Genomic DNA, 21348 nt, shown 5'->3' on the forward strand with positions numbered 1-21348 from the left:
GGTTTTTGAGTGAGGATTGAATCGCAATGCTATCGACTTCTTTTAACCATGCGAATTCTTTCTTAAGATGGGGAAGCCTGGCGGAACAAGCATGATAGGTTAAGCCTTTGCCGTTTTCTTTGTATGCTTGATTCCACTTGTCCAAAAAATAATTAAACACAAATCGACTGCAACCAATCGTTTTGACAATTAGAATTTCCTGTTCTTTATTCGGATAGATGCGAAACTTATATGCTTTATTGACTAGCATGACACTCACCTCTTATCACAGGAACATTTGTTTCCATTATAGCATACATTCATGTGAAAGTATCCCGATTATTTGAAAAATACTAGTTAGATAATTGAGATAGTTGAGGGCTATCCCTTGTCCGAAGGCGATTCATCTCCACCCTGCTTCGCTGAGGATGGAGTCTTCTCGCCTAAATACGATAAAAAAGGACAAGAGAAAGGGGAACTATTCTTTCACTTGGCCTTCTAATGATTTAAGCAAAAATTAATACAGCAATACCGACAATAAAACAGTAAATACTAAAATAGACAAGATTTCCTCTTTCCATTATGCCCATAAACCATCTAAGCGCAAAATAAGAAGCAACGATTGAAGCGATAAATGCTGCTGCATATGGAATGAACAATGTGGACAGATCCGGATCGCTGGCAATATCTGTCACACTGAGCAGCGTACCGCCTAGACTGACAGGGATATACAATAAAAATGAAAAGCGAAGAGCTGTAGCTGGCTTCATCCCTAGTCCCATTGCCGCAACAATTGTGGCGCCCGACCGGCTAATACCCGGTATTAAGGCAACGGACTGCGCAAGGCCAACAATTATCGCATCTTTTAGGCTGATGTCTTTATCCTGTTTCCTCCCCCTAAGATTTCGTATGAGAAACAACGCAATCCCTGTAATTAAAAGTGTAATAGCCGTAACATAAACGCCATTTACGCCTTTCACCGAATTAGAAATGACATCATTAAATAACAATCCGAGCACACCTGCTGGAATTGTAGCGATAATCAAATAAATGATAAAACGGAAATCAGCTTTGGCCGCTTCATTTCGTGTCATTAGATAAGATAGCCCATTTTTTATAAGCCTTGCGATATCATTCCGATAAATAATGAGTACGGCGATAAGTGAACCCGCATTAACAAGGAGCTCGAACGTTAATTTCTTTGTTTCTATACCTAAAAAGTACTGGGCTAAAACAAGATGCCCGCTTGAAGATATTGGAATCGGTTCTGTTACGCCTTGCAATAATCCAAGAAATATGTACTTCAATAGTGTTAGTAAATCAGCTTCCATTATTTTTCCCCTTCTTTATATAATTCCCCTCTTGAAAACGATTCTGTCTAATCGTATCATCACCAATGATTTTCGCAACCATTTTTCATAGATTAATAGCAAATCCTTATTTTTCCTCAAATTTATATTTATATTGAACAGCTCCTACTGTTGAAGTAAAATGTTCAATCCCTTTTTTCTCCCCTGGTTTTAATGAGAGGTCTTCGAACGTTTTTTCTTGGGTATTCCCTTCGGTATCTAACACCAAAATACTCACATCGCCTTGAAAGCTCTCTGTATTGTCGTAATTACCGACGTAAATGTCGATCGTATATTCTCCGTCCTGCTCAAAAGAATTGACATAAGCAGCCAAATGGCTGTTCGATGTAATGCCTTTGTTCTGCTCATATTCTTGGTCTAACCCCGCTATCATTTGATCTTCAATCGTATTTACCGATTCCGATGAAACATCAGCTGCTTTTTCCTTAGTAAAATAAGCTACAAAACTAAGCCCAATGTAAAAGGCGAAAAACGTGACCAGCGTTGCTTTGGCAGTCTCTCTTGCCGTATATTTGCCAAGCCTCATTGCGATAAAACTAATGACTCCTGCTGCAATCGTAATGAGGTGCCATTTCGATAAAATGAAATCCATCATTTCCACCTACCACGCTCTTTGATATCATGATTGTAGTTTAACTTTCTTCCGAATTTGCGTCAAAATAAAACTGGAGTGAAAGAATTGAACCATTCAGGCGTTATTCACAATCATCAATTAAAGAAAGAAGAGCCATTTTGGTGGGTTTTTTATTTTCTAGCCATGGCATTTGTAATGGTTGTCGGACTCGCTTTAATCATTATACCAATCTTGCTCTTTGTCCTATTTAAATCACCATGGCTTTTTATTTTTTTTATTTTTATCCCTTTTGGCTTATGGATCGTAAAAGAACTTTACAAGATTGCCAAAAATCTCATTTGGCAAAATAACCATTTATCCCACTTTATTTTAAAACAGGAGGGTATCCAATTTACATACTGGGAAGAGGAAAAGCCTAAACAACCATCTGAAGGTATGATCCCTTTTTCTTCGATTCAATATGTTGTGGCTTCCTTTTATGTTCATCGACAAATGATGGAGCGAGCAGGAGGAACATCAGGAGGACGCATCATCAGGGAAATGAAGCCGGTCCTGTTTATCGTCTTTAATGAAAGCACCAGGCGGCTAATTAAAATTCCGTTTTACAATCAGTCAGAAATGACAGTTTGGCTGAAGCATTTACAGGAAAATGAAGTGAAGTTAAGTTACACGGATGTTATTTTATTGAACAGATACGGAAAAAAAATGAATGATGAAGAACGGCTGGAATTGCTTGAATCAAATAAAGAAGAACTCCTTCTTCCTTTTACATTTGAATCCCAGTGGGCTTCACAAGCTCCCAAGCTGTCCAAGGAGTGGAATGAGAAGTTCATTAAAAACAATCCAGAAGCCAATGAAAAAAAGAAAAAAAGAATCTTTTCATTTGGGCATTGGTTTCCGCGCGCATTAAATAATTATATCTTTCTCGTTTGTGGAATCGTATTGGCGATGCTTGCGATTGAAAAAGGCTTTTTCCATATAAACAGCACGATCCTGGGGCTTATCTATTTGTTTTTATTGGCATTCATGTACTTTTATTCGTTCAAAGAAAGGCTGCACTGGCTGTATATGATCCTGTTTTCTGTTGAATCAGTTTTTGCCTGTTTTCTCGTCTACATCACACATTTAGACGAAAAAAATATCGCTGAAGAGGTTGCATCAGGTGTTTTTCTCGCTTCTTTACTTTTCATTGCGCTTGTATGGCTTCCTTATACCATTATTAAACGTATCATCAATAGGAAAAATAACGCCTCGGCAGAAAGAAATTTATCAAATTAATATTTTTTGAAAAGGATGTGCTATCAGCCATTTCAAATCTTTATCATCCGGCGATTCACTTTCAACGTGTCAACTACTCGATAAACGACACGAACATTTTAACAAATATAACCGGCTCCTTTCCTGATGGGAAAATTACGACGCTCGCAGGCCCTTCTGGCGCGGGAAAATCGACTTTGCTAAAACTTTGCAACGGGCTGATTTCTCCTACTTCCGGAAACATTTATATCCATGGCAAACATATACAGGAATACAAGCCTGTCGACTTGCGTCGCTCTGTCGGAATTGCGCTTCAAAATGCACCTATGATTAGAGGTAGTGTGTTTCGGAATATGGCTTTGCCATTTGAACTTGCTGGGAAAAAGCTGACAGAGCAAGAAGCGCTTTCGTTTTTAGAAGATGTTGGTTTGGATAAATCGTTTTTGCATCGGGACAGCAAAGACCTCTCCGGTGGACAGCGGCAAAAGGTGTCGATTGCACGAACGCTTGTGAACCGTCCCCGCATCTTGTTGCTTGATGAAATTACTGCTTCTTTAGACCAAAATTCATCGAAAGATATTGAACAATTAATTGTAGACATCAACCGAACTTACGACGTAACGATCATATGGATTACACACCATCTCGAACAGGCGATGACCATTGGCCATTATACGTGGGTGTTGATGAATGGAAAGGTAATCGAAACAGGGGAAAGCAGTTTACTCGAATCACCAAAGACAGATGAAGTCAAGCGTTTTGTAGAGGGGGGGACTTGAATGAGTTTAACCGCATTATCAATGACGCTTATTTTCGTACTGATTCCGCTCCTCCTATCAAAAGCATTGAAGCTCGGATTAGAGAAAGATACGATCATCGCTACCGTTCGTTCGATCATACAACTTCTTGCTGTCGGCTATATTTTAAAGTTCGTCTTCGATTCGGAACAACTAATCTACATTCTGCTTATGATTCTGCTTATGATCGTAGCAGCCGTTGACAACGTTCGCAAAAAAGGGCATTTTATTAAAGGCATCCTATGGAAAGTCAGCCTTACGCTTCTCTTTATCGAACTATTGACGCAAAGTATTTTAATCGGGTTTCACATCACACCCCCGACAGCACAATATGTGATTCCAATCAGTGGAATGGTGATTGGAAATGCGATGGTCCTTTCGATTCTTTTCTTGAATCGCTTCATGGCAGAAGTAGATTCGCACGAGGATGAAACAGAGCTTATCCTTTCACTCGGCGGTACGCCGAAACAAGCGATTCACTCCCAGCTCATCTCCTCGATTAAAGCAAGCATGATCCCGACAATTGAAAGTCAAAAAACAATGGGGCTCGTGCAATTGCCAGGTATGATGAGCGGACAAATTATCGCTGGAGCCGATCCACTCCAAGCAGTCATGTTCCAACTGCTCGTTGTTTTTCTACTATTAACTTCTGCAGCGATTTCAAGCGCCATGCTCGGCTTCTTATCATATCCTTCTTTATTCAATGAACGGATGCAACTTTTGAAAGTAAGAAATTAATCCTGCTTTTGGTGGATGTTGCAAATGAATAATTAAAACGTATGGGGAAGTGCTATCCATGTAAGAAATGTTTGTAACGGCACTTACCCTTATTTTTCACCTTTTGAAAGTTCGCAGTTTCTTTCTATCAAATCCAATTGTGAGTTATTAAGATGATATCAATACACTAGAACTTTATTCATTCTAACGATTCGGGGATCGCTTTGTTACCTATGCATATCAAGTAGATTAAGTTAGAGCAAATATACTTTAAAGAGGGATGGGTCTCTATAGCCCATACCCCTTATGATTTGTCAAAAACCTTTTGTCATCTTTATTCATTATTTCGATTTTTGTTGTCTACTGTGTCCAATGGTAATGTAGGATCCGCAGCCCATTCCGACATTGAGCCATCGTATACCGCTACATTATTCTGGCCTAACTTGTTTAAAAGAAGGGCATTCCAAGTCGCTGCAATTCCACCGCCGCAATAGGTAATTACTTTTTTGTTTGGGTCGAGGGCACCAACCTTTTCAAATGTTTCTCTCAATTTGTCATCATCAGGATCAGAGTATTCCTTCAATAAATCGGCAAAAACCGCACCAAGTATATGTTCTTTCTCATACGCCTCCCTCCCTGACCAAACTTTATTAGGGCCATCATCTGTATGTTGTAAGAACGTCGTCACATCCAATAGACTTAAATTAGGGTCATCAAGTCTTTCCGCAAGCCATTCTGTAGTAACAATCATTGGTATGTTACGCATTTTTATTTCCCTCCTTGAAATTTATCACGATAACACCCGTAAACCCCACAATTATTGAAATGTTGTATATAGCTTAATCACTTACGTTGTTAAGGGTATTGTACCTAATTTCATTATATCTCACAATTTATATAGTTTTAGTATGAATTAAATGCCAGACCATGTTTTCAATCTCAAAATTGATGTTCGTGTGATACAATACATTCCCTTATTAGTCAATCTCCAACACAATCGGACAATGATCACTTCCTAGCACATGGGAATGAATGGCGGCATCCTTCAGCCTTGCTTCAAGCCGATTAGATACTAGAAAGTAATCAATTCGCCACCCAATATTCCGCTCTCTGACTTTATTCATATAGGACCACCAGGTGTACGCTCCTTCTTTTTGTGGATAGAAATATCGAAACGTATCGATAAATCCTTCCTTAAGAAGTGCTGTCATCTTCTCGCGTTCTTCAAAGGTAAAACCTGAATTGCCTCTATTGGATTTCACATTTTTTAAATCAATTTCTTGATGCGCGACATTTAAATCTCCACATAAAATGACCGGTTTCACATCATCCAATTTTTTCAAATATGTCCGTATGTCCTCTTCCCATTGAAGACGATAAGACAAGCGTGCCAAATCACGTTGCGAATTCGGTGTATATACATTGACCAAATAAAAGCTTTCGTACTCCAGCGTAATGATTCTACCTTCTTCTTCGTTTGAATCACCGACACCGTACTTAACAGATAACGGTTTTATTTTCGTAAATACAGCTGTTCCCGAATATCCCTTCTTTATCGCGTAATTCCAATATTGATCATATCCCTTTAGTTCCAAATCAATTTGACCTGGTTGTAATTTCGTCTCTTGAACACAAAAAATATCCGCATTTACTTTCTCAAAATAATCAAGAAACCCCTTCCGGACACAAGCCCTTAATCCGTTAACATTCCATGAAACAAGCTTCATTTATTGATTCCCCCATAAAAAAATAACCGCCCCCTAGAAAAGGAAAACAGTTATTGTTATAGATTTAATTCGTTTCTAACAATTTTAGACGACTGTCCAAAATAAAATTACCGAACGGGATGAATGCAGCAACAAATGCCCCAATCGTAAATCGAAACGGCCATCTCACGGCAAATGCCGCATAAATAATCGCCACACAATACACCGTGAACAGGATCCCATGGATCATGCCAAAGACGCTTACCGCTTCTGGCATATCCATAAAATATTTTAACGGCATTGCAATAAATAACAATACGAGAAGTGAGCTGCCTTCTAGTATACCTAAGACTCGAAATTGTTTTAATGCATTCTTGAACATCGCTTCCTCCTAAAATCTACAACTCTATTCATTATAGGATCGGATTGCAGTCCTGTACAGCGATTCCTTCTGCATTTTCTGCGTTAAATGATTAAAACATTGTTTGTCCAATGCAACGTGGGGATTCTCTATATATCATTACAAGCTCACGCCTTTTTTCATGAACCATCATTTTTGTTCGAATTTTTCTTAAACCAATGGAAAAAATAAACGATGTCTTTACAAATTATTTCATGAAAAAGGGATGGCGAACGAATGGAAAATAAGTGCTTCTATTGTGATGATGAGATTGATGAAAAACATGTTCATTACATTTCGTTTTTTCATGAAAATGAAGAACGTGAAGAAACGATGTGCAAACATTGCTACGCTGAATGGCTGGAAGGAATTAAGGAATAACGTTGAAACAATGATTTAACTGGGAAATTATAAACCCTCTTTTAGAAATTTTCTCTAAAAGAGGGCTTTGCTTTTATTTAGGCTTAACATTTTTAATGACAATTTTACTTTTAGGAATGCTTGGCATATTGACCATGCTGAAACTTAAATCTTGATCAGGAACCTCATAATCCATCCGATTCACTAAAAAATCTAAGCTTACTTTCATCACTTGAATGGTCGCCCATTCTCCAGCACAACGGTGGCCTGTATAATAATCCCCTCCACCCTGAGGTATGAAATTGTAAAGGTCTCCATCCCAATGGGCAAACCGTTCCGGATGAAACACATCAGGATTGTCCCAAGGTTCCGGGTCATGATTCGTTCCATATAAATCAAGCAAGGTTAACGTTCCCTCTTTGAATTCGTACCCTTTCCAAGTGAAATCCTTTTTTACTAAGGCAACTGCAGCAGGAAAAAATGGATAAAAACGGCGAACTTCCTGAATGAACATTTCCGCGTATGTTTCGCCTTTCGATTTTATCTTCTCTTTTTCTTCTGGATAATGATATAACGCAAGCGCAAGGAAGTTGATGTAAATGGAAATGGCGATAATCGGACGCAAAATATTGATGACTTCTACAGCAGCAATCTTAGGGTCTAGAAGATTTCCTTCTAAATCAAGATGTGAAGCGATCGTATGTAATGCCATACCTTCAGGCGCCTTCAATTCACCCTCTCGCACTTGCTCAATTAATTCTCCTACCCATTTTTCTGCTGCGTTTCGGCCGTGTCTCCCTTTCCAGTGCTTCGGCCCGACTGCTGCAGGTGATTCGAACAAGGAACTTAGCTCCTCTGTTCTCTGCTCCAGCTCGTCCCCAGATAACGGCACTCCCGCCCATTGGCATGCGGTGATGCAAAGGAGTTTTTTTGTTTCTTCATAGAAAACGACTTCATCCATTTCCTTCCATTTATTGACCGCAACTTCCCACTGTTTTTTTAGCATGTCGGCCAGTTCGTCGAGGCGCTCAGGCAACATTAACGACATAAACATCGCTTTCCGGTGCCGATGGGCTTCCCCGTCCAATGTTTGGACACCTTTTTCGCCAAATAGTGTTTCTTTCACTCTGTTCGGAGCTGCGCCATGTCTTTTGAACTTTTCATTATCATAAAAAATTTCCGCAGCGTCTTTTCCTCCCATGCATATCGCCCTTTTTCCCAATAATTTCGTTTCAAAAACATCGGAATGAAAACTATGGCGCCTGTTCGGAATGAATAAGTACCCTTCCCTTAGTAGGCTCAAGCTATGATCAATCCCGGTTTCCTCAGGCATTTCACTATAATCCGTCATCATGTTCATCTCCTTTAGCCGTAAATTTACAAGTTAACTCTTTTTAAATTGTTCCCTATTTGCCCCCTTTGAAACGATAAACAAAAAAGATTTCCACCAAGAAGTGAATCATTTCCTCAAAAATGTCCATATTTATTTCTTTTTTTTAATTAAAAATTGGTATATCCTATAAATACAGTTGGATTAAAAGTACGTTTGGAGGAATGTTTGATGACTATGAAAAAAACATTGACATTGGCTGGATCTGACTCAAGCGGGGGTGCAGGTATCCAAGCCGATTTAAAAACCTTTCAAGAAAATGGCGTATATGGCATGACGGCCCTTACGTCCATCGTTACAATGGATCCGGATAATCATTGGAGCCATGGTGTATACCCTATTGACGTTAATATTGTGGAAAAGCAATTGAATACAATTTTATCTGTTGGAATTGATGCAATGAAAACCGGCATGCTTGGTTCAGTTGAGATTATTGAGCTAGGTGCGAAAAAAATAGATGAATACAAGCTGGAAAATGTCGTCATTGATCCCGTTATGGTTTGCAAAGGGGAAGATGAAGTACTACAGCCGGAAAATACCGATGCAATGCGCGAATTGCTTCTTCCACGTGCAACCATCACAACGCCGAACCTGTTTGAAGCGGGCCAGCTCGCGAAAACAGGCCCCATCAAAACAATTGAAGGCATGAAAGAAGCAGCCGTAAAAATCCATGAGCTTGGCGCCAAAAATGTTGTGATTAAAGGCGGAAAGGCACTTGAACATGAAAAAGCAGTCGATCTCTTCTATGATGGACAAGACTTTACCCTTCTTGAAAAAGATAAAGTGGATACAACATATAATCATGGAGCCGGCTGCACATTTGCAGCTTCAATTACGGCTAACCTTGCAAAAGGAAAATCGGTGAAAGAGGCAGTGTCAGCAGCGAAGGATTTTGTTTATGCCGCCATTACCCATGGTTGGAAGCTAAATGAATATGTGGGGCCTGTCATGCATGGGGCTTATAATCAATTTGGCATTGACTCCCAAAAGAAATAGGTAACACCTCTTCCTATAGCACAGAAAACACTCTATTTTTCCCTCCAATCGATCGATAATTTAGAATAGCAAACTTCCCATTTCTATTAGAAAAGGGAAGTTTGTGTTTGAATTATTATAAAATTTTCCGCTCCCAAAACCGGTGCTCCGCTACGGCTTCCACAAATTTTTCAACAAAGTTGCCGGCATCATCCCCTGTCACGACACCAGCATTTCCTGTCAGCTTGTTCATGTCAAGCAAGTGTTTCCCTTGGTGTGTGGCGCCGATTGGCTTGTAGTGGGAATATGCTTCCTTTACAAAATATGAAGCATCCTGTTGAAACTTTTCACTCATCTTCGCTCCGCCGACAACATACACCGCATCAAATAATACGGAATCTGCAGTCAAGAACGTATGATCTGCCTCGATTGCCATGCCGTTCTCTTCGTCTACCAAACCTTGTTCTTCACTAATGATAACAGGCTGAGTTCCTTTCTTTTTCAATTCGCCGATGATTTCACCTGCACGTTGGTCAAAACCTTCACTAATCAATACAGCGATTTTTCGCGTATCCGGTTTTTTAACCGTATTTTCCTGGCTTAACGCAGGTGAAGCTTTTGTCATGCTTGATCCGCCGGTTTCCGGTGGCACAACCCCAACGTTTTTTGCCACGGCCTGTGCCAATTCAAGACTCACATTGGCAAACATATCAACAACTTGCTGGCGGACTGTCTTTTCCTTACACATGCCCAGTTCAAAGCTGAACGCATTTTTAATATGTTCTTTCTCCGCATTGCTCATGCTGTTCCAGAAAAGGACTGCTTGAGAAAAGTGATCTTTAAAACTGTCGCTGCGCGCCCTTATTTTTCGCCCGTCAACTTTTTCTTGATAATGTACATAACCGCCGTCTTCCTCACTTGCCGGCGATGGAGTATTCTTTGCTAGGGAATTATTATGATAGCTTACTTGGCCAACATTGATTGTTTGCCGTCCATAACCATCGCGCTGGTTATTGTGAAACGGGCATACAGGGCGATTAATCGGCAATTCGTGAAAATTTGGTCCTCCAAGACGGATGAGCTGGGTATCCGTATAGGAAAACAGCCGTCCCTGAAGAAGCGGGTCGTTCGTAAAATCGATGCCTGGTACGACATTCCCTGGGTGGAAAGCAACCTGTTCTGTTTCCGCAAACACGTTATCAACATTTCGGTTTAACGTCATCTTTCCGATAATTTTTACAGGTACATCTTCCTCGGGCCAAATTTTTGTCGGATCGAGAATATCAAAATCAAACATGAACTCGTCTTCTTCATTAATAATCTGAACTCCAAGCTCAAATTCCGGATAGTCTCCTTTTTCAATTGACTCGTATAAATCCTGGCGATGGAAGTCTGGATTCTTTCCATTCAATTTCTGAGCTTCATCCCAAACAACAGAATGGACGCCAAGCAAAGGCTTCCAATGAAACTTCACAAAAAACGCTTTCCCTTCCTCATTTATAAAACGGAACGTATTGACGCCAAACCCTTCCATCATTCGGAAGCTTCGCGGAATGGCCCGATCAGACATGGCCCACATGATCATATGTGCCGACTCCTGGTTATTGGCAACGAAATCCCAGAACGTGTCGTGGGCTGTCGCCGCTTGCGGAATTTCATTATGCGGCTCCGGCTTCACCGCATGGATAAGATCAGGAAATTTAATGGCATCCTGAATAAAGAAAACAGGTATATTATTCCCAACGAGATCATAGTTTCCTTCTTCCGTGTAAAACTTCGTCGCAAAGCCGCGTACATCCCTTGCCAATTCCCCGGATCCGCGCGATCCCACGACTGTAGAAAATCGAACGAAAACAGGCGTTTTCGAACCTGGTTTCTGTAAAAACTTTGCTTTCGTATAGTCCTTCATCGATTCGTACAGCTCAAATTCGCCATGTGCCGCATACCCTCTCGCATGAACGACTCTTTCAGGAATCCGCTCATGGTCAAAATGCGTCATTTTTTCGCGGAAATGAAAGTCTTCCATAAGTGTGGGGCCTCGTTCGCCAGCCTTGAGTGAAAATTCATCCTCTGACACTGGCAGTCCTTGATTTGTCGTCATTTTTTTATCGCGATCATTTGAACGAAATTTCTGTAGCTGCTCATCCTTTTTGTTACTGTTTCTTTTGAAGGTGCCGCTCATCTTTTCTCCTCCCCTGTAAAAAGTTCTCTCTAGTCTCATACCCTATTTTTTTCGATTAAAAATAGGATTTTCGCATGATTTTTAGACAGAAAAAACCTTCTTGCAATTAATGGAAAATGTTTCACATATACTACAGTGAGTGAGAAAGAGAAGAAATTTCAAAGGGTGACGGCTTTGTTCAAATATCTAGGTTTTCTCCTTTATGCGAACATGTTAGCAGTCGGTATAGCATACATTTATCTTTTAAAAATTCGTCGCCGAATAGGCTTTCATACCGTCATGAATTCAGCAACTATAACCGGGGGTTTTTTAGCAGTTGTGACAGGGGTTATTCTAATCTATCAATTCCCATTGCACTACGTTCTAGTAACGATAGTTACCACGGTCGTTGGCATGGGAGCGGGAGCATTGTTTGGAGGATTATTTGACTTTAAAACACTTATAACAGGATATACAAACGGTTTAATGATGGGACTTATGTCTCCGATGATCGGCGCGGTAGCCAAAAATAGCACGTTATTTCTACTATTTATTGAGGTTTTATTTATTTTTTCAATTTTCCTCGTTATCTGCTCATCGAGGAAGGAGCTGTATGCTGAAGATGATAATGATTCACCTGAGCCTTCTTATGATAAATAGTCTTATTGGCGTGGTTCTTTATCGTTTTTTGAATAAAAAAAGAGAAAAACTTACTCAGAGCCGCAGAATGGCAATGGGAAGTTTGGCCAGCATTTTAAGCTTGAACAGCGGAATGAACATTTATTTTTTATTGCCAGAGAACGTATCTGTCATCTATGTTTTAACGGTTGTTATCGGGGGCTTGATTGGTGCTATTTACGGTTCACTCGTCACACCGAAGGCCCGATTATCGGGTTTTTACCATGGGGTTATCGGGGGGATCATGGGAACAATGCTTGGCGCTGTCATTCAAAATCCTTCTTTATGCAGTCTACCGTCCGCCCATCCAAATACGATTGATGAAAACATCATGCTCTTTAGCACATTTGGCATTTTCCTTATGATAACGCCTGCATTATTACTTTTTGAAGGTGGAAAAAAGCTGTGAAAAAAAATAAAAAGTTTGTACCCTTGATTCTTCTCCTCATTAGCATCGCGGGTTTTGCCCTTGTTACCTTACTTTGGCCGAAAAATGAAAAGCTCCCTGTTCTAGGAAAAGTTAGCGACATTCAGTTGGAAGAAGTGCATGCAAACGGATACCAATTAAACAATGAAAAAGTAAAAATACTCGCATTTTTTTATACGCGGTGCCCTGATTTTTGTCCATTAACAATGGCCGATTTTAGCCTTCTCCAGGAACAGTTGAAAAAAGAGGATTTGCTTGGAGATAAGGTTGAACTCATTTCCCTCTCTTTTGACCCGGAAAACGACACACGTGAGGTCATTCAAAGCTATGCAAAATCTTTCCAAGCCGATACAGCTGGATGGAAATGGCTGAGAGGAACGGAAGAAGAAACAGCAAAGATTGCGAAAGAACTCCAAATGCAATACACAAAAGTCGAAGGCGATTTCTTTTCGCATTCCACAACCATGTATTTAATTGACAATAAAAATCAAGTACGGGCGCTCTACGATATGGCTTCTAGGGATAAACCAGTTGATCGAGAAAAAATTTTAGTGGACATTCGTTACTTAATTCACCAAGAGTAATCATATTCAAAAAGGGCTTATTCATTCGCTCGCTCTAATACTTAAACTTCTCATTCATCATTTGTTTTATCAATGCCCGATTCCGCTTTTTAAAGATTTCATGATGGGAAGAGACCATGGCGGTTTTATTTGCATTTGGCTGAATAAATTGCTTTGCTTTGTTTACCGCGTTGGCCGCATCCTGAAAAGCACCCGCAATTAAGTTTAATTTTCCATCATATTGCAGAATATCTCCAGCAGCATAAAGGCCTTCAACAGATGATTCGCTTGTTGAATTTCCCGCAATAAAATAATGGTCAACTCTTGCAATGTCCAATTCGCTGTTTTCAAGTAATGACATATCCCGTTCATAGCCGTGATTAATAATTACTTCATCAATTGGCAAAAGTGTTTTTTCTCCTGTTTTGTGATTTGTCAGTTCAACACGCTCAATCTTCTCGTTATTTGAACAAGGAATTAATTTTGTAATCGACGTATCAAAGAAACAAACAGCGGAACTGTTCATAAGCTGCTTGACTTGTGCTTCATGGCCCGCCAAGGCGGCTTTTCGATATGTTAAATAGACCTTCCTTGCGATCGGCTCTATTTCATTCGCCCAATCAATCGCGGAATTTCCTCCACCGGAAATGATGACCGTTTTCCCTTTAAAGCGTTGTAATGACTTTACTGTATAATGTAAATTAGACACTTCAAATCTCTCTGCTCCTTCAATCTCCAACTTTTTCGGATTCAATATTCCTCCTCCAACTGCAACAATGACCGTTTTTGAAACATGCTTTTGGCCAGAAGCAGCATGTAAGACAAACATGCCTTCTCCATTGCGTGTGATCGATTCTATTTTTTCATTTAGCACGACTTCTGGGTTAAACGTTAGGCCTTGTTCGACAAGCTGTGTAATGAGTGCTGAGCCTAGAATTGGCGTCTGCCCTCCAACATCCCAAATCATTTTCTCTGGATAAACATGTATTTTTCCGCCTAATTGCGGTTGATATTCGATAAGCTTTGTTTTCATTTCTCTTAACCCGCTATAAAAAGCGGAGTAAAGCCCTGCCGGTCCCCCTCCAATCACTGTCACATCAAATAAATCGTGCTGATCCATTTCCTTCACTCCTCAGTTGTTTATTGATTACCATTCTCAATAAGTTATTAACAATAAATAAAGACGCAATTATAGTAAGTATTATACTGATATTGATAATCATTATCAATAAATTTTTCTTTACTTTCAACAAAAAGAGGAGATTTGCATGAAAAGGCCAGACAACGAAGGATTTAGCTGGTTGGCATGTTTGCTTAGAAGTAATCGAGGCGCTACAAGCAATCGAAAACCGTAAAGCTCACTGGAAAAAGTGGTATCCGAAATATCAAGAAGCCTTGCAACAAGCTACATGTTAAAAAAATCATCCTAAATAGAAAAAAGAGATAACAATCGTAAAGCAATTGGTTTTAATTTGCTTTCACTGTTATCTCTTGTTTGGTTTAATTATGATTTAAAAATATCCTCTAACCTAACCTGGAATCCTTTTAACACTTCAGATTTTACAAGCCCTGTATTTTTCATTACTTCTATCTGTTGATATACACCATTTTCATTTATAGCGTATAATTGGATCGATTTTAACATCGGATTGACAATCCAATACTCCTTCACGCCGTATTTCATGTAAGCCTCCATTTTCGTCACCAAATCGTGGCTTTGATTCGATGGGCTTAAAATTTCAGCAACCACAGTTGGCACACCAACATATCGGTTTTCCTCGATTCCTTCTTTATCACATATCACTGATAAATCCGGCATAAAAATATTTGTACCCTTCAAATCTTTCCGGTACAGTTGAACATCATATGGTGCACTAAAGACCTCACATTCTCCGCCTTCCAAAAAATGAAACAGCCTTGCTTGTAGCCGAGCCGAAACCCTCTGGTGTGCGGTTGACGGAGAAGGCGACAACAACACGATTCCATCCATGTATTCCAATAATTCAGTTGTTTCTTCCCTCATTTTGTAAAATTGCTCGATGCTTACTTTTCGTTCGTGCGGAAGACTCAAAAAGGATCGCCTCCTCAAACGATTGATTTCAACCATTATACCACGAAACAATAAACCAGTTGCTCATTTGAATGATTTTAATGATCCCCCATTATCCCTGCAAACTATAACAATTTTATCACAACCAGCTACGCAACTTCTTTCAGAATGAGAGATTTTTAATTGTTATTGTATAATGGAAGTTAAAATAAGAATGGGTAAGGGAGGAAGTGGGAAAATGGGTCTAGCAGACAAAAACAAAAAGGTAATGTCGTACAAGGAATATGAAACGTGGGAAGAAAAACGATGTGAAGTATTAGATGGTAAAATAATCAGTATGGCTCCTTCTCCTTTGCCAGAGCATCAGGAAATATCCATGCAATTATCCATTGAAATCGGTTCACATCTCAGGGGAAAGACTTGCAGAGCATTTGCTGCCCCGATCGATGTTTACTTATTTGAAGATTATCGTGAAAAATGGATTGATAAAAATGTTAGAAATTGGGTTATACCTGATTTAATCGTAGTCTGTGATCCGAATAAGATTACTCGAAGCAAAATTGTCGGTGCCCCTGATCTTGTGGTAGAAATTATTTCTTCGTCTTCCGCAAAAATTAATCGAATTGATAAAAGATTGGCTTACGGGCGGGCAGGAGTTAGAGAATACTGGATGATTGACCCAGCTAATCAAGTAATTGAAGTATACCTATTGAAAGAAAACTCATTAGAACTTCATGATGTCTATACGAGGGAAGATAAGATTCCGATTCACATATTGGAAAACTTTACAATCGATTTAACTGTTATTTTCCCAGAACGAGAAGAATAAGCAAAACGCCAATTGGAAATCACTCCCTATTTTCCCAACTTAAATGGCCAGACTCCTTACAGGAACCTGGCTTTACCCTCATACGAAAGGTGACTTATTCTTTGCTCGTTTGTCTGCAGCATGGGCTCTTGCTTGCGCTTCCTTGTCCTCCGCATCTGCAAGTTCTTCAGAAAATTCGACATCAATATTGTCATTGTCAACAATTTGACTTTTCGGTGTCTGTGAAAGAGCCTTTTTTCCTTTTGGCTTGCGATGTTCATCTCTTCCCATATTCCATTCACCCCATTTCACTTTGCATTACATTCTTACTTAGTATGCGTGCAAAAGAGTGAAATCATGCGATCTTTGGATTTAATTAAACGTTTGATTAACTTATGGCAACAAGGATTTGGTTTTAATGTTCCAATCATGAATAAAACGAAGGAAAAATGTTATAATGATAAGGAAATTTAGGGAATGGAGGTGATTGATATGTTATCGCAACATGAAATACTTGATGAGTTATCGAAAAATTTGGGTATATGGAAAGAGAAGTATGGAGTAAAGCGGATTGGTTTGTTTGGTTCATATAGCAGGGGCGAGCAAAAAGAAAATAGTGACATTGATGTATTGGTTGAGTTTACGGAAAATGCGATAACATTTGATAACTACATGGATTTGAAGTTCACACTCGAAGATCACTTTCACAAACCAGTAGATTTAGTCATTCTAGACGATATCAAACCAGCCCTTAGGCCAAAGGTTCTGAGGAGTGCCAAGTATGCAGAGGGAGCCTAGAGTCTTTTTGGAAGATATGTTAAACGCTGCGAAAAAGATTCAAAAATACTCTAGAGGATTATCTTATGACGATTCTATATCTAACGATTTAGTATCAGATGCGGTGATTAAAAACATCTTAGTAATAGGCGAAGCGGCTAAAAATATACCAGAAGAAATCAGAATAGCCTGCCCACAAATCGAATGGAGAAAGATGGCTGGCATGAGGGATATGGTGATCCACGCATATTTCTCCATTAATTACCGCATTGTGTGGGATGTCGTACAAAATAAGATACCTGTGTTAGAGCAGCATGTAAAACAACTACTGAAAAACCTATGAAAGAATCACATTAAAAAGAAGCCACCTAAGCTCAAAACTCAAAGGTAGTCTATAGTACTTTAGTAAAACTGCCTTGGTTAAATCAATGTCATGATGAGAGTGAAAACCCCGATAAAAATGACAGCAGGGAGAGCAATCCACCTTTTGAAACGAAACCAGACCACATTTGTTAATTCTTGCTCAAACGGGACAACTGCAAAAAAAGAGTTATCTAACATTTTTGTATAAAGGGCTTTTAACCAATCATTTACAGCAAAGCAGGAACAAAGAAAAACGATCCATTTTAACACAACAGGTGAGACGGTTATCGCGTACATTGTTACGATCACAAACTGACAATATAGGATTAAATGGCTTTTATTGCGTAAAAAAGCTTTTATTAAAAGCTCCAAAAGTCCATTCTCACTGTTTCGTTTCTTAAAAATCCTTCTTGATTTCCGAAATAAGACAACGGGTTTTTTCCTTTGATCCGTTATTTCTTTTTCCACTTCCATTGAAAAATTTAAAATAAGTTTAATGTATCGAATTCGTTCTGCATGCTCAATTTCGATTTCTTTGTAAAACAAGCGGTTTGTTTTGATGATTTTTGTTAGATGGAACATGACAATAATAAAAATAATAACTATACTTAAAACCCCAAGTATTACTGAATCTGTATATAAAATCACACGAGCTGTCACAATGAATGTTAAAGGAAAGAAAATCCATTTATACAGTGCGCGATTCATTATTTTTTTCAGCGTTAAAAAAAGAAGCCGGAAAGCACAAATTTCAAGGAACAACAATAAAACTTCCATTGGTGAAAATTGATAAATACGAATGACAATCGGCAAGATCACAATAAAAATGAGCGCGACCCCTGCAACTAACTGAAAAACTGAAAAAAGGAAACTGTGCAGCTTTAATTGGTAAAAAAGTTTCTTTCGTTGGATGACATACAATAAGTCAGCTTCCCTTACATATGTTCTAAAATTCCCTCTCGTCGAAAGTAACAGCACAAGAAGCAGTAGGATAGAAAAAGGAAATTCCTCACTCCAATACAGATGGATGTTTTTCCAAACATCAGCATACAGAAAAGGAATAAGAATCATTGCCGGGATAGCCATATACAAAATAATGGTCCAATCAAAAACGGATCGAAGCACACCCCATTGAAACTTCCACTCTTGAATCAATCTCTTACGAAATAATTGCCTACCTGACATATGATTCACTCTCAGTTAATAAATCAAAACAATCAAAAAGAGAACCTTGCTTTAAACCACTTTTTGACCGTATCTCATCAAGTGTACCTTGTATAATAAGTTTTCCGTTAGAAATTAAAACAAACCGATCACAGATCTTTTCAGCTGTATCCAGCACATGGGTGGACATCAAAATCCCTGCCCCTCTATCCTTTTCTTTTTCAATCAATTGCAATAGTTTTTTAATTGCTTTTGGGTCAAGTCCCATAAAGGGTTCATCGATGATATACAGAGCCGGTTGTTTTAGAAAAGCTAGAATGAGCATCACTTTCTGCTGCATGCCTTTTGAAAATTTTTCAGGAAAATGGTGAACAACGTCTCCTAATTGAAAAAGGTCAATCAATTCCTCCGCTTTTAAGTTAAATTGCTCTTCATCTCTATCTAACGTGGAAAAAAGAAATTCGATATGTTCCCACATTGTCAGTCGATCGTAAAAGATAGGCCTTTCCGGAATATAAGCGTATTCTTTTACATGGATATTTCCCTTTACATTGTTCATGATCCCAAGGATTGATTTAATTGTTGAACTCTTTCCGGCTCCATTCGGACCAATCAAGCCTACGAGCTCCCCTGAATCTACCGAAAATTGAATATCTTTCAACACTGGTGAATCATTGGAATAACCAGCTTTCTTAATATCAACTGATAGTAACAAATTTTTTTCTCCTTCCAACAGGGAGCATAAGAATTAATTTTACTAAAATCCCCTAATCAATCATAGCAAATTTTTTTCGGAAAACTGATGCTTTTTCATAAAAAAACGAAGGCCACCTGAATTTCTTCAGATAAACCTTTGTAAGTTAATGATAATATTTTAAGCTGTCACCTTCTCTATTTTTCGTTTGCCCGATTCCTTCTTTCGCGATTTTCTGCCGGAATTTTTCATACAGAAATAATGCAAGCATGTCAAAACGATCTTTTTCCGATAAATCATAAAAGAATTTTTCAACATCCTGATTGCTGAAGCTTTCCATCATCCCGGCAATGACAATAAAAGCATCTTCTTCATCACCAGTTAATTTATTTTTATACAATTCATAAAGATTATCAATAAATTCCATTGTCTCTTCTCCTTGTAAAAACATTTTCAACAAATACATTTAGCATAAGAGAAAACAACAAATTTTATTCAGATTCCTATTGAAAATTATCTGGCATAAAAAGATGCCACGGTACACAAGCTAAAAATGAGGTGAAAAAAATGAAAGAAAAGCGTAAAAAAGAGTTTGAATTTCCAACAGAAGCAAACATCCAAGGAGATGTAGGGGTTCAAGTAAAATTGAATCATTCTGTAAAAACAGAGGACAAGTTTGTGGGTGATTCAGTCGACGAACATAAAGATCTGGAAGCTGGAAATGAATACATTGCAGAAAAAGAGATCGGCCAGACGTTTCATAATTCTTGATCCCATCCGTACCCAACCAGCCGCTCTATAAAGCAGACACTTAACTCCCACTTATGGAAGTGGGAGTCTTAGTAACGCCGCTGAGATAAATGGCTTGACAAAACTTTGGATGCGCTTATTATCGCGATCATTCTAGAGAAATTTCGGGAGGTTAAAAAGTAATTAGTTCGCCTTTAAAAGGAAGAAATAGTCTCCTTGTGAAGATCACCACTCTGCATGCAAGGGTGAAGCAATACAGCAAGCGTTTAATCAGGTAGGCCTGGTGGGTAATAATATGGAGGCATTTTAAGCCAACCTCTCTTTTTCATTAAATCTTTCGCCTTAAATCCAAGAGACAATTTCTCTGTTTGAAATTTGAGAAACATAAGCCCCAGATCTGTTCGAAGGCATTGGCTTGCAGCTGCTGCACACAAATCTGAAGCAAAGACAAAATTTAGATTGAGCGTGTTAACCAATTCATCATCCGTAAACTTTGCACCTAGCGGAATGGCACCAGGCTCAGAATTTGGTTTTCGTTCTGGTGCAACAGGCAAAACAACCCCTTCTTTTCGCATAAATTCAGATATCTCTTCTTTATGCGATAGGGCAACTTTTAACGAATCCGTAAACAATTGCTTCAGTTCGGTGTCCGTAACTGTGTTCATGGCTACCTCTTCAATGGTTATAATGTTACCCACAAAAGCAAGATATGTCCAACACGCCATCACCTCACCGACATGCAATGGAGCCTTTTCATTATCTGTTAAAGACTGTATCACTTTCGTTGCCGCCTCAATCATTTGTGTTATGCTCGGCATACAATAACCCTCCCGTTCATCGATTTCTATGCTATTTTTTGTCCCTCTCCTATGAAATATTCATCAATATTCTCAAAAAAAATTAAAAGGACAATTCCCAAATCTGCTTGGAATCGCTCTGTATCAACATTTTTATGGGTAAAGCAACAAACCCGCTTCTTTATTGAAATCGCAATTGTTATTTCTCGCCGAATTTAATGAATGTCTTTTCATCTTCAATTAAACCGCAGACCGCACATTGAATTCTACGTTCAGGACCATTATAGCCCTTATGGAAAGGCCCTGGATCCTCTTGATTCTCAAATCGTTCCATCACTTCTCCTGTCTGCGGATCCAATCGGACCGCATACGCAGCCTGTTCAATAATATTAAATCGAGACCGGTTCGTTTTGCAGTTAGGGCAGCAATATCGCGTACTCATAAGAACCTCCCTATTGTTAGTCATATCCATTATGATGCCCGATAACAGCCATTATTATTTCAAGCATGGTTTTTCGCTTAATAATTGACAGAGCCCTGCGTAATCGGCTATTGTTGTATTAACTTAAAATAGCTGAAAGGGTGACCCAA

General features: G+C 39.0%; 28 protein-coding genes. 12 read left to right on the plus strand and 16 right to left on the minus strand.

Annotated elements, in window-relative coordinates; genetic code table 11:
* From DCC39_RS12210 to DCC39_RS12220, 3 genes are all read right to left on the minus strand, one after another.
* A partial coding sequence (locus DCC39_RS12210) for a helix-turn-helix domain-containing protein (RefSeq protein ID WP_165820859.1) occupies positions 1-250 on the minus strand: 250 nt, incomplete at its 3' end.
* Between the two features lie 235 nt (positions 251-485).
* Positions 486-1310 carry an undecaprenyl-diphosphate phosphatase gene (locus DCC39_RS12215; RefSeq protein ID WP_116555189.1) on the minus strand — a complete coding sequence of 275 codons (825 nt, stop codon included), beginning with the start codon at positions 1308-1310 and terminating at the stop codon, positions 486-488.
* A 106-nt stretch (positions 1311-1416) separates the two neighbouring features.
* A complete protein-coding gene (locus DCC39_RS12220) occupies positions 1417-1941 on the minus strand; it encodes a hypothetical protein (protein ID WP_116555190.1) in 525 nt (174 codons plus the stop codon).
* A gap of 87 nt (positions 1942-2028) precedes the next feature.
* Between DCC39_RS12220 and DCC39_RS12225 the strand changes: the two genes are divergently transcribed.
* Genes DCC39_RS12225 through DCC39_RS12235 form a run of 3 tightly spaced genes read left to right on the plus strand, consistent with a single transcriptional unit; the run spans position 2029 to position 4715 of the window.
* Positions 2029-3201 (plus strand): hypothetical protein, encoded by a 1173-nt coding sequence (locus DCC39_RS12225; protein ID WP_116555191.1) that lies wholly within the window; start codon positions 2029-2031, stop codon positions 3199-3201.
* 29 nt (positions 3202-3230) lie between these two features.
* Positions 3231-3959 carry an ABC transporter ATP-binding protein gene (locus tag DCC39_RS12230; RefSeq protein WP_116555244.1) on the plus strand — a complete coding sequence of 243 codons (729 nt, stop codon included), beginning with the start codon at positions 3231-3233 and terminating at the stop codon, positions 3957-3959.
* Entirely contained in the window at positions 3960-4715 is a 756-nt protein-coding gene (locus DCC39_RS12235; RefSeq protein WP_116555192.1) for an ABC transporter permease, read from the plus strand.
* A gap of 313 nt (positions 4716-5028) precedes the next feature.
* Here DCC39_RS12235 and DCC39_RS12240 read toward each other — a convergent pair whose 3' ends face one another.
* The 3 genes from DCC39_RS12240 to DCC39_RS12250 form a co-directional block, all read right to left on the minus strand.
* Positions 5029-5460, minus strand: coding sequence for a sulfurtransferase (locus DCC39_RS12240; RefSeq protein WP_116555193.1), 432 nt, complete (start codon positions 5458-5460; stop codon positions 5029-5031).
* Positions 5461-5671: 211 nt separating this feature from the next.
* The gene (locus DCC39_RS12245; RefSeq protein WP_116555194.1) at positions 5672-6421 is read right to left on the minus strand and encodes an exodeoxyribonuclease III; all 750 of its coding nucleotides are present in this window, start codon (positions 6419-6421) and stop codon (positions 5672-5674) included.
* Between the two features lie 64 nt (positions 6422-6485).
* Positions 6486-6782 (minus strand): DUF3817 domain-containing protein, encoded by a 297-nt coding sequence (locus DCC39_RS12250; protein WP_116555195.1) that lies wholly within the window; start codon positions 6780-6782, stop codon positions 6486-6488.
* Positions 6783-7037: 255 nt separating this feature from the next.
* On the opposite strand from DCC39_RS12250, the gene DCC39_RS19125 reads away from it, so the two are divergent.
* Entirely contained in the window at positions 7038-7181 is a 144-nt protein-coding gene (locus DCC39_RS19125; protein ID WP_165820860.1) for a hypothetical protein, read from the plus strand.
* Positions 7182-7254: 73 nt separating this feature from the next.
* Here the strand turns inward: DCC39_RS19125 and DCC39_RS12255 are convergent, their stop codons facing one another.
* A complete protein-coding gene (locus DCC39_RS12255; RefSeq protein ID WP_116555196.1) occupies positions 7255-8511 on the minus strand; it encodes a cytochrome P450 in 1257 nt (418 codons plus the stop codon).
* Positions 8512-8721: 210 nt separating this feature from the next.
* On the opposite strand from DCC39_RS12255, the gene pdxK reads away from it, so the two are divergent.
* Positions 8722-9546, plus strand: coding sequence for a pyridoxine/pyridoxal/pyridoxamine kinase (gene pdxK / locus DCC39_RS12260; protein ID WP_116555197.1), 825 nt, complete (start codon positions 8722-8724; stop codon positions 9544-9546).
* A gap of 115 nt (positions 9547-9661) precedes the next feature.
* On the opposite strand, the gene DCC39_RS12265 is transcribed toward pdxK, so the two are convergent.
* Entirely contained in the window at positions 9662-11707 is a 2046-nt protein-coding gene (locus DCC39_RS12265) for a catalase (RefSeq protein ID WP_116555198.1), read from the minus strand.
* Positions 11708-11881: 174 nt separating this feature from the next.
* Between DCC39_RS12265 and DCC39_RS12270 the strand changes: the two genes are divergently transcribed.
* From DCC39_RS12270 to DCC39_RS12280, 3 genes are read left to right on the plus strand one after another with little or no spacing between them, the layout of a single operon-like run.
* Positions 11882-12346 (plus strand): hypothetical protein, encoded by a 465-nt coding sequence (locus DCC39_RS12270; RefSeq protein ID WP_240613633.1) that lies wholly within the window; start codon positions 11882-11884, stop codon positions 12344-12346.
* Entirely contained in the window at positions 12300-12773 is a 474-nt protein-coding gene (locus tag DCC39_RS12275; RefSeq protein ID WP_116555200.1) for a hypothetical protein, read from the plus strand. The genes DCC39_RS12270 and DCC39_RS12275 overlap by 47 nt, the downstream gene beginning before the upstream one ends.
* Positions 12770-13375 carry an SCO family protein gene (locus DCC39_RS12280; protein ID WP_116555201.1) on the plus strand — a complete coding sequence of 202 codons (606 nt, stop codon included), beginning with the start codon at positions 12770-12772 and terminating at the stop codon, positions 13373-13375. Before DCC39_RS12275 ends, DCC39_RS12280 begins: the two co-directional genes overlap by 4 nt.
* Positions 13376-13409: 34 nt before the next feature.
* Here DCC39_RS12280 and DCC39_RS12285 read toward each other — a convergent pair whose 3' ends face one another.
* Positions 13410-14474: an NAD(P)/FAD-dependent oxidoreductase gene (locus DCC39_RS12285; protein ID WP_116555202.1), complete on the minus strand. Its 1065-nt coding sequence runs from the start codon at positions 14472-14474 to the stop codon at positions 13410-13412.
* 384 nt (positions 14475-14858) lie between these two features.
* Entirely contained in the window at positions 14859-15425 is a 567-nt protein-coding gene (locus tag DCC39_RS12295; protein WP_116555203.1) for a Uma2 family endonuclease, read from the minus strand.
* A gap of 217 nt (positions 15426-15642) precedes the next feature.
* Here DCC39_RS12295 and DCC39_RS12300 point away from each other — a divergent pair, with 217 nt between their 5' ends.
* Positions 15643-16233 carry a Uma2 family endonuclease gene (locus DCC39_RS12300; protein WP_165820861.1) on the plus strand — a complete coding sequence of 197 codons (591 nt, stop codon included), beginning with the start codon at positions 15643-15645 and terminating at the stop codon, positions 16231-16233.
* A 78-nt stretch (positions 16234-16311) separates the two neighbouring features.
* On the opposite strand, the gene DCC39_RS12305 is transcribed toward DCC39_RS12300, so the two are convergent.
* On the minus strand, positions 16312-16503 hold the full coding sequence (locus DCC39_RS12305; protein ID WP_116555204.1) for a YfhD family protein: 192 nt from the start codon (positions 16501-16503) through the stop codon (positions 16312-16314).
* Positions 16504-16704: 201 nt separating this feature from the next.
* On the opposite strand from DCC39_RS12305, the gene DCC39_RS12310 reads away from it, so the two are divergent.
* Positions 16705-17010: a nucleotidyltransferase family protein gene (locus tag DCC39_RS12310; RefSeq protein ID WP_240613634.1), complete on the plus strand. Its 306-nt coding sequence runs from the start codon at positions 16705-16707 to the stop codon at positions 17008-17010.
* On the plus strand, positions 16994-17332 hold the full coding sequence (locus tag DCC39_RS12315) for a HepT-like ribonuclease domain-containing protein (protein ID WP_116555206.1): 339 nt from the start codon (positions 16994-16996) through the stop codon (positions 17330-17332). The genes DCC39_RS12310 and DCC39_RS12315 overlap by 17 nt, the downstream gene beginning before the upstream one ends.
* 77 nt (positions 17333-17409) lie before the next feature.
* Here DCC39_RS12315 and DCC39_RS12320 read toward each other — a convergent pair whose 3' ends face one another.
* From DCC39_RS12320 to DCC39_RS12330, 3 genes are all read right to left on the minus strand, one after another.
* A complete protein-coding gene (locus DCC39_RS12320; protein WP_116555207.1) occupies positions 17410-18537 on the minus strand; it encodes an ABC transporter permease in 1128 nt (375 codons plus the stop codon).
* On the minus strand, positions 18527-19231 hold the full coding sequence (locus DCC39_RS12325) for an ABC transporter ATP-binding protein (protein WP_116555246.1): 705 nt from the start codon (positions 19229-19231) through the stop codon (positions 18527-18529). Before DCC39_RS12325 ends, DCC39_RS12320 begins: the two co-directional genes overlap by 11 nt.
* Positions 19232-19376: 145 nt before the next feature.
* The gene (locus DCC39_RS12330) at positions 19377-19637 is read right to left on the minus strand and encodes a DUF6154 family protein (protein ID WP_116555208.1); all 261 of its coding nucleotides are present in this window, start codon (positions 19635-19637) and stop codon (positions 19377-19379) included.
* A gap of 140 nt (positions 19638-19777) precedes the next feature.
* Between DCC39_RS12330 and DCC39_RS12335 the strand changes: the two genes are divergently transcribed.
* Positions 19778-19981 (plus strand): hypothetical protein, encoded by a 204-nt coding sequence (locus DCC39_RS12335; protein ID WP_116555209.1) that lies wholly within the window; start codon positions 19778-19780, stop codon positions 19979-19981.
* Positions 19982-20226: 245 nt separating this feature from the next.
* On the opposite strand, the gene DCC39_RS12340 is transcribed toward DCC39_RS12335, so the two are convergent.
* Positions 20227-20778, minus strand: a complete 552-nt coding sequence (locus DCC39_RS12340; protein ID WP_116555210.1) for a DUF3231 family protein — start codon at positions 20776-20778, stop codon at positions 20227-20229.
* Between the two features lie 178 nt (positions 20779-20956).
* Positions 20957-21199, minus strand: coding sequence for a DNA alkylation repair protein (locus DCC39_RS12345; protein WP_116555211.1), 243 nt, complete (start codon positions 21197-21199; stop codon positions 20957-20959).
* Positions 21200-21348 lie beyond the last annotated feature (149 nt).

The organism is Pueribacillus theae (assembly GCF_003097615.1).
Lineage (GTDB): Bacteria > Bacillota > Bacilli > Bacillales > UBA6769 > Pueribacillus > Pueribacillus theae.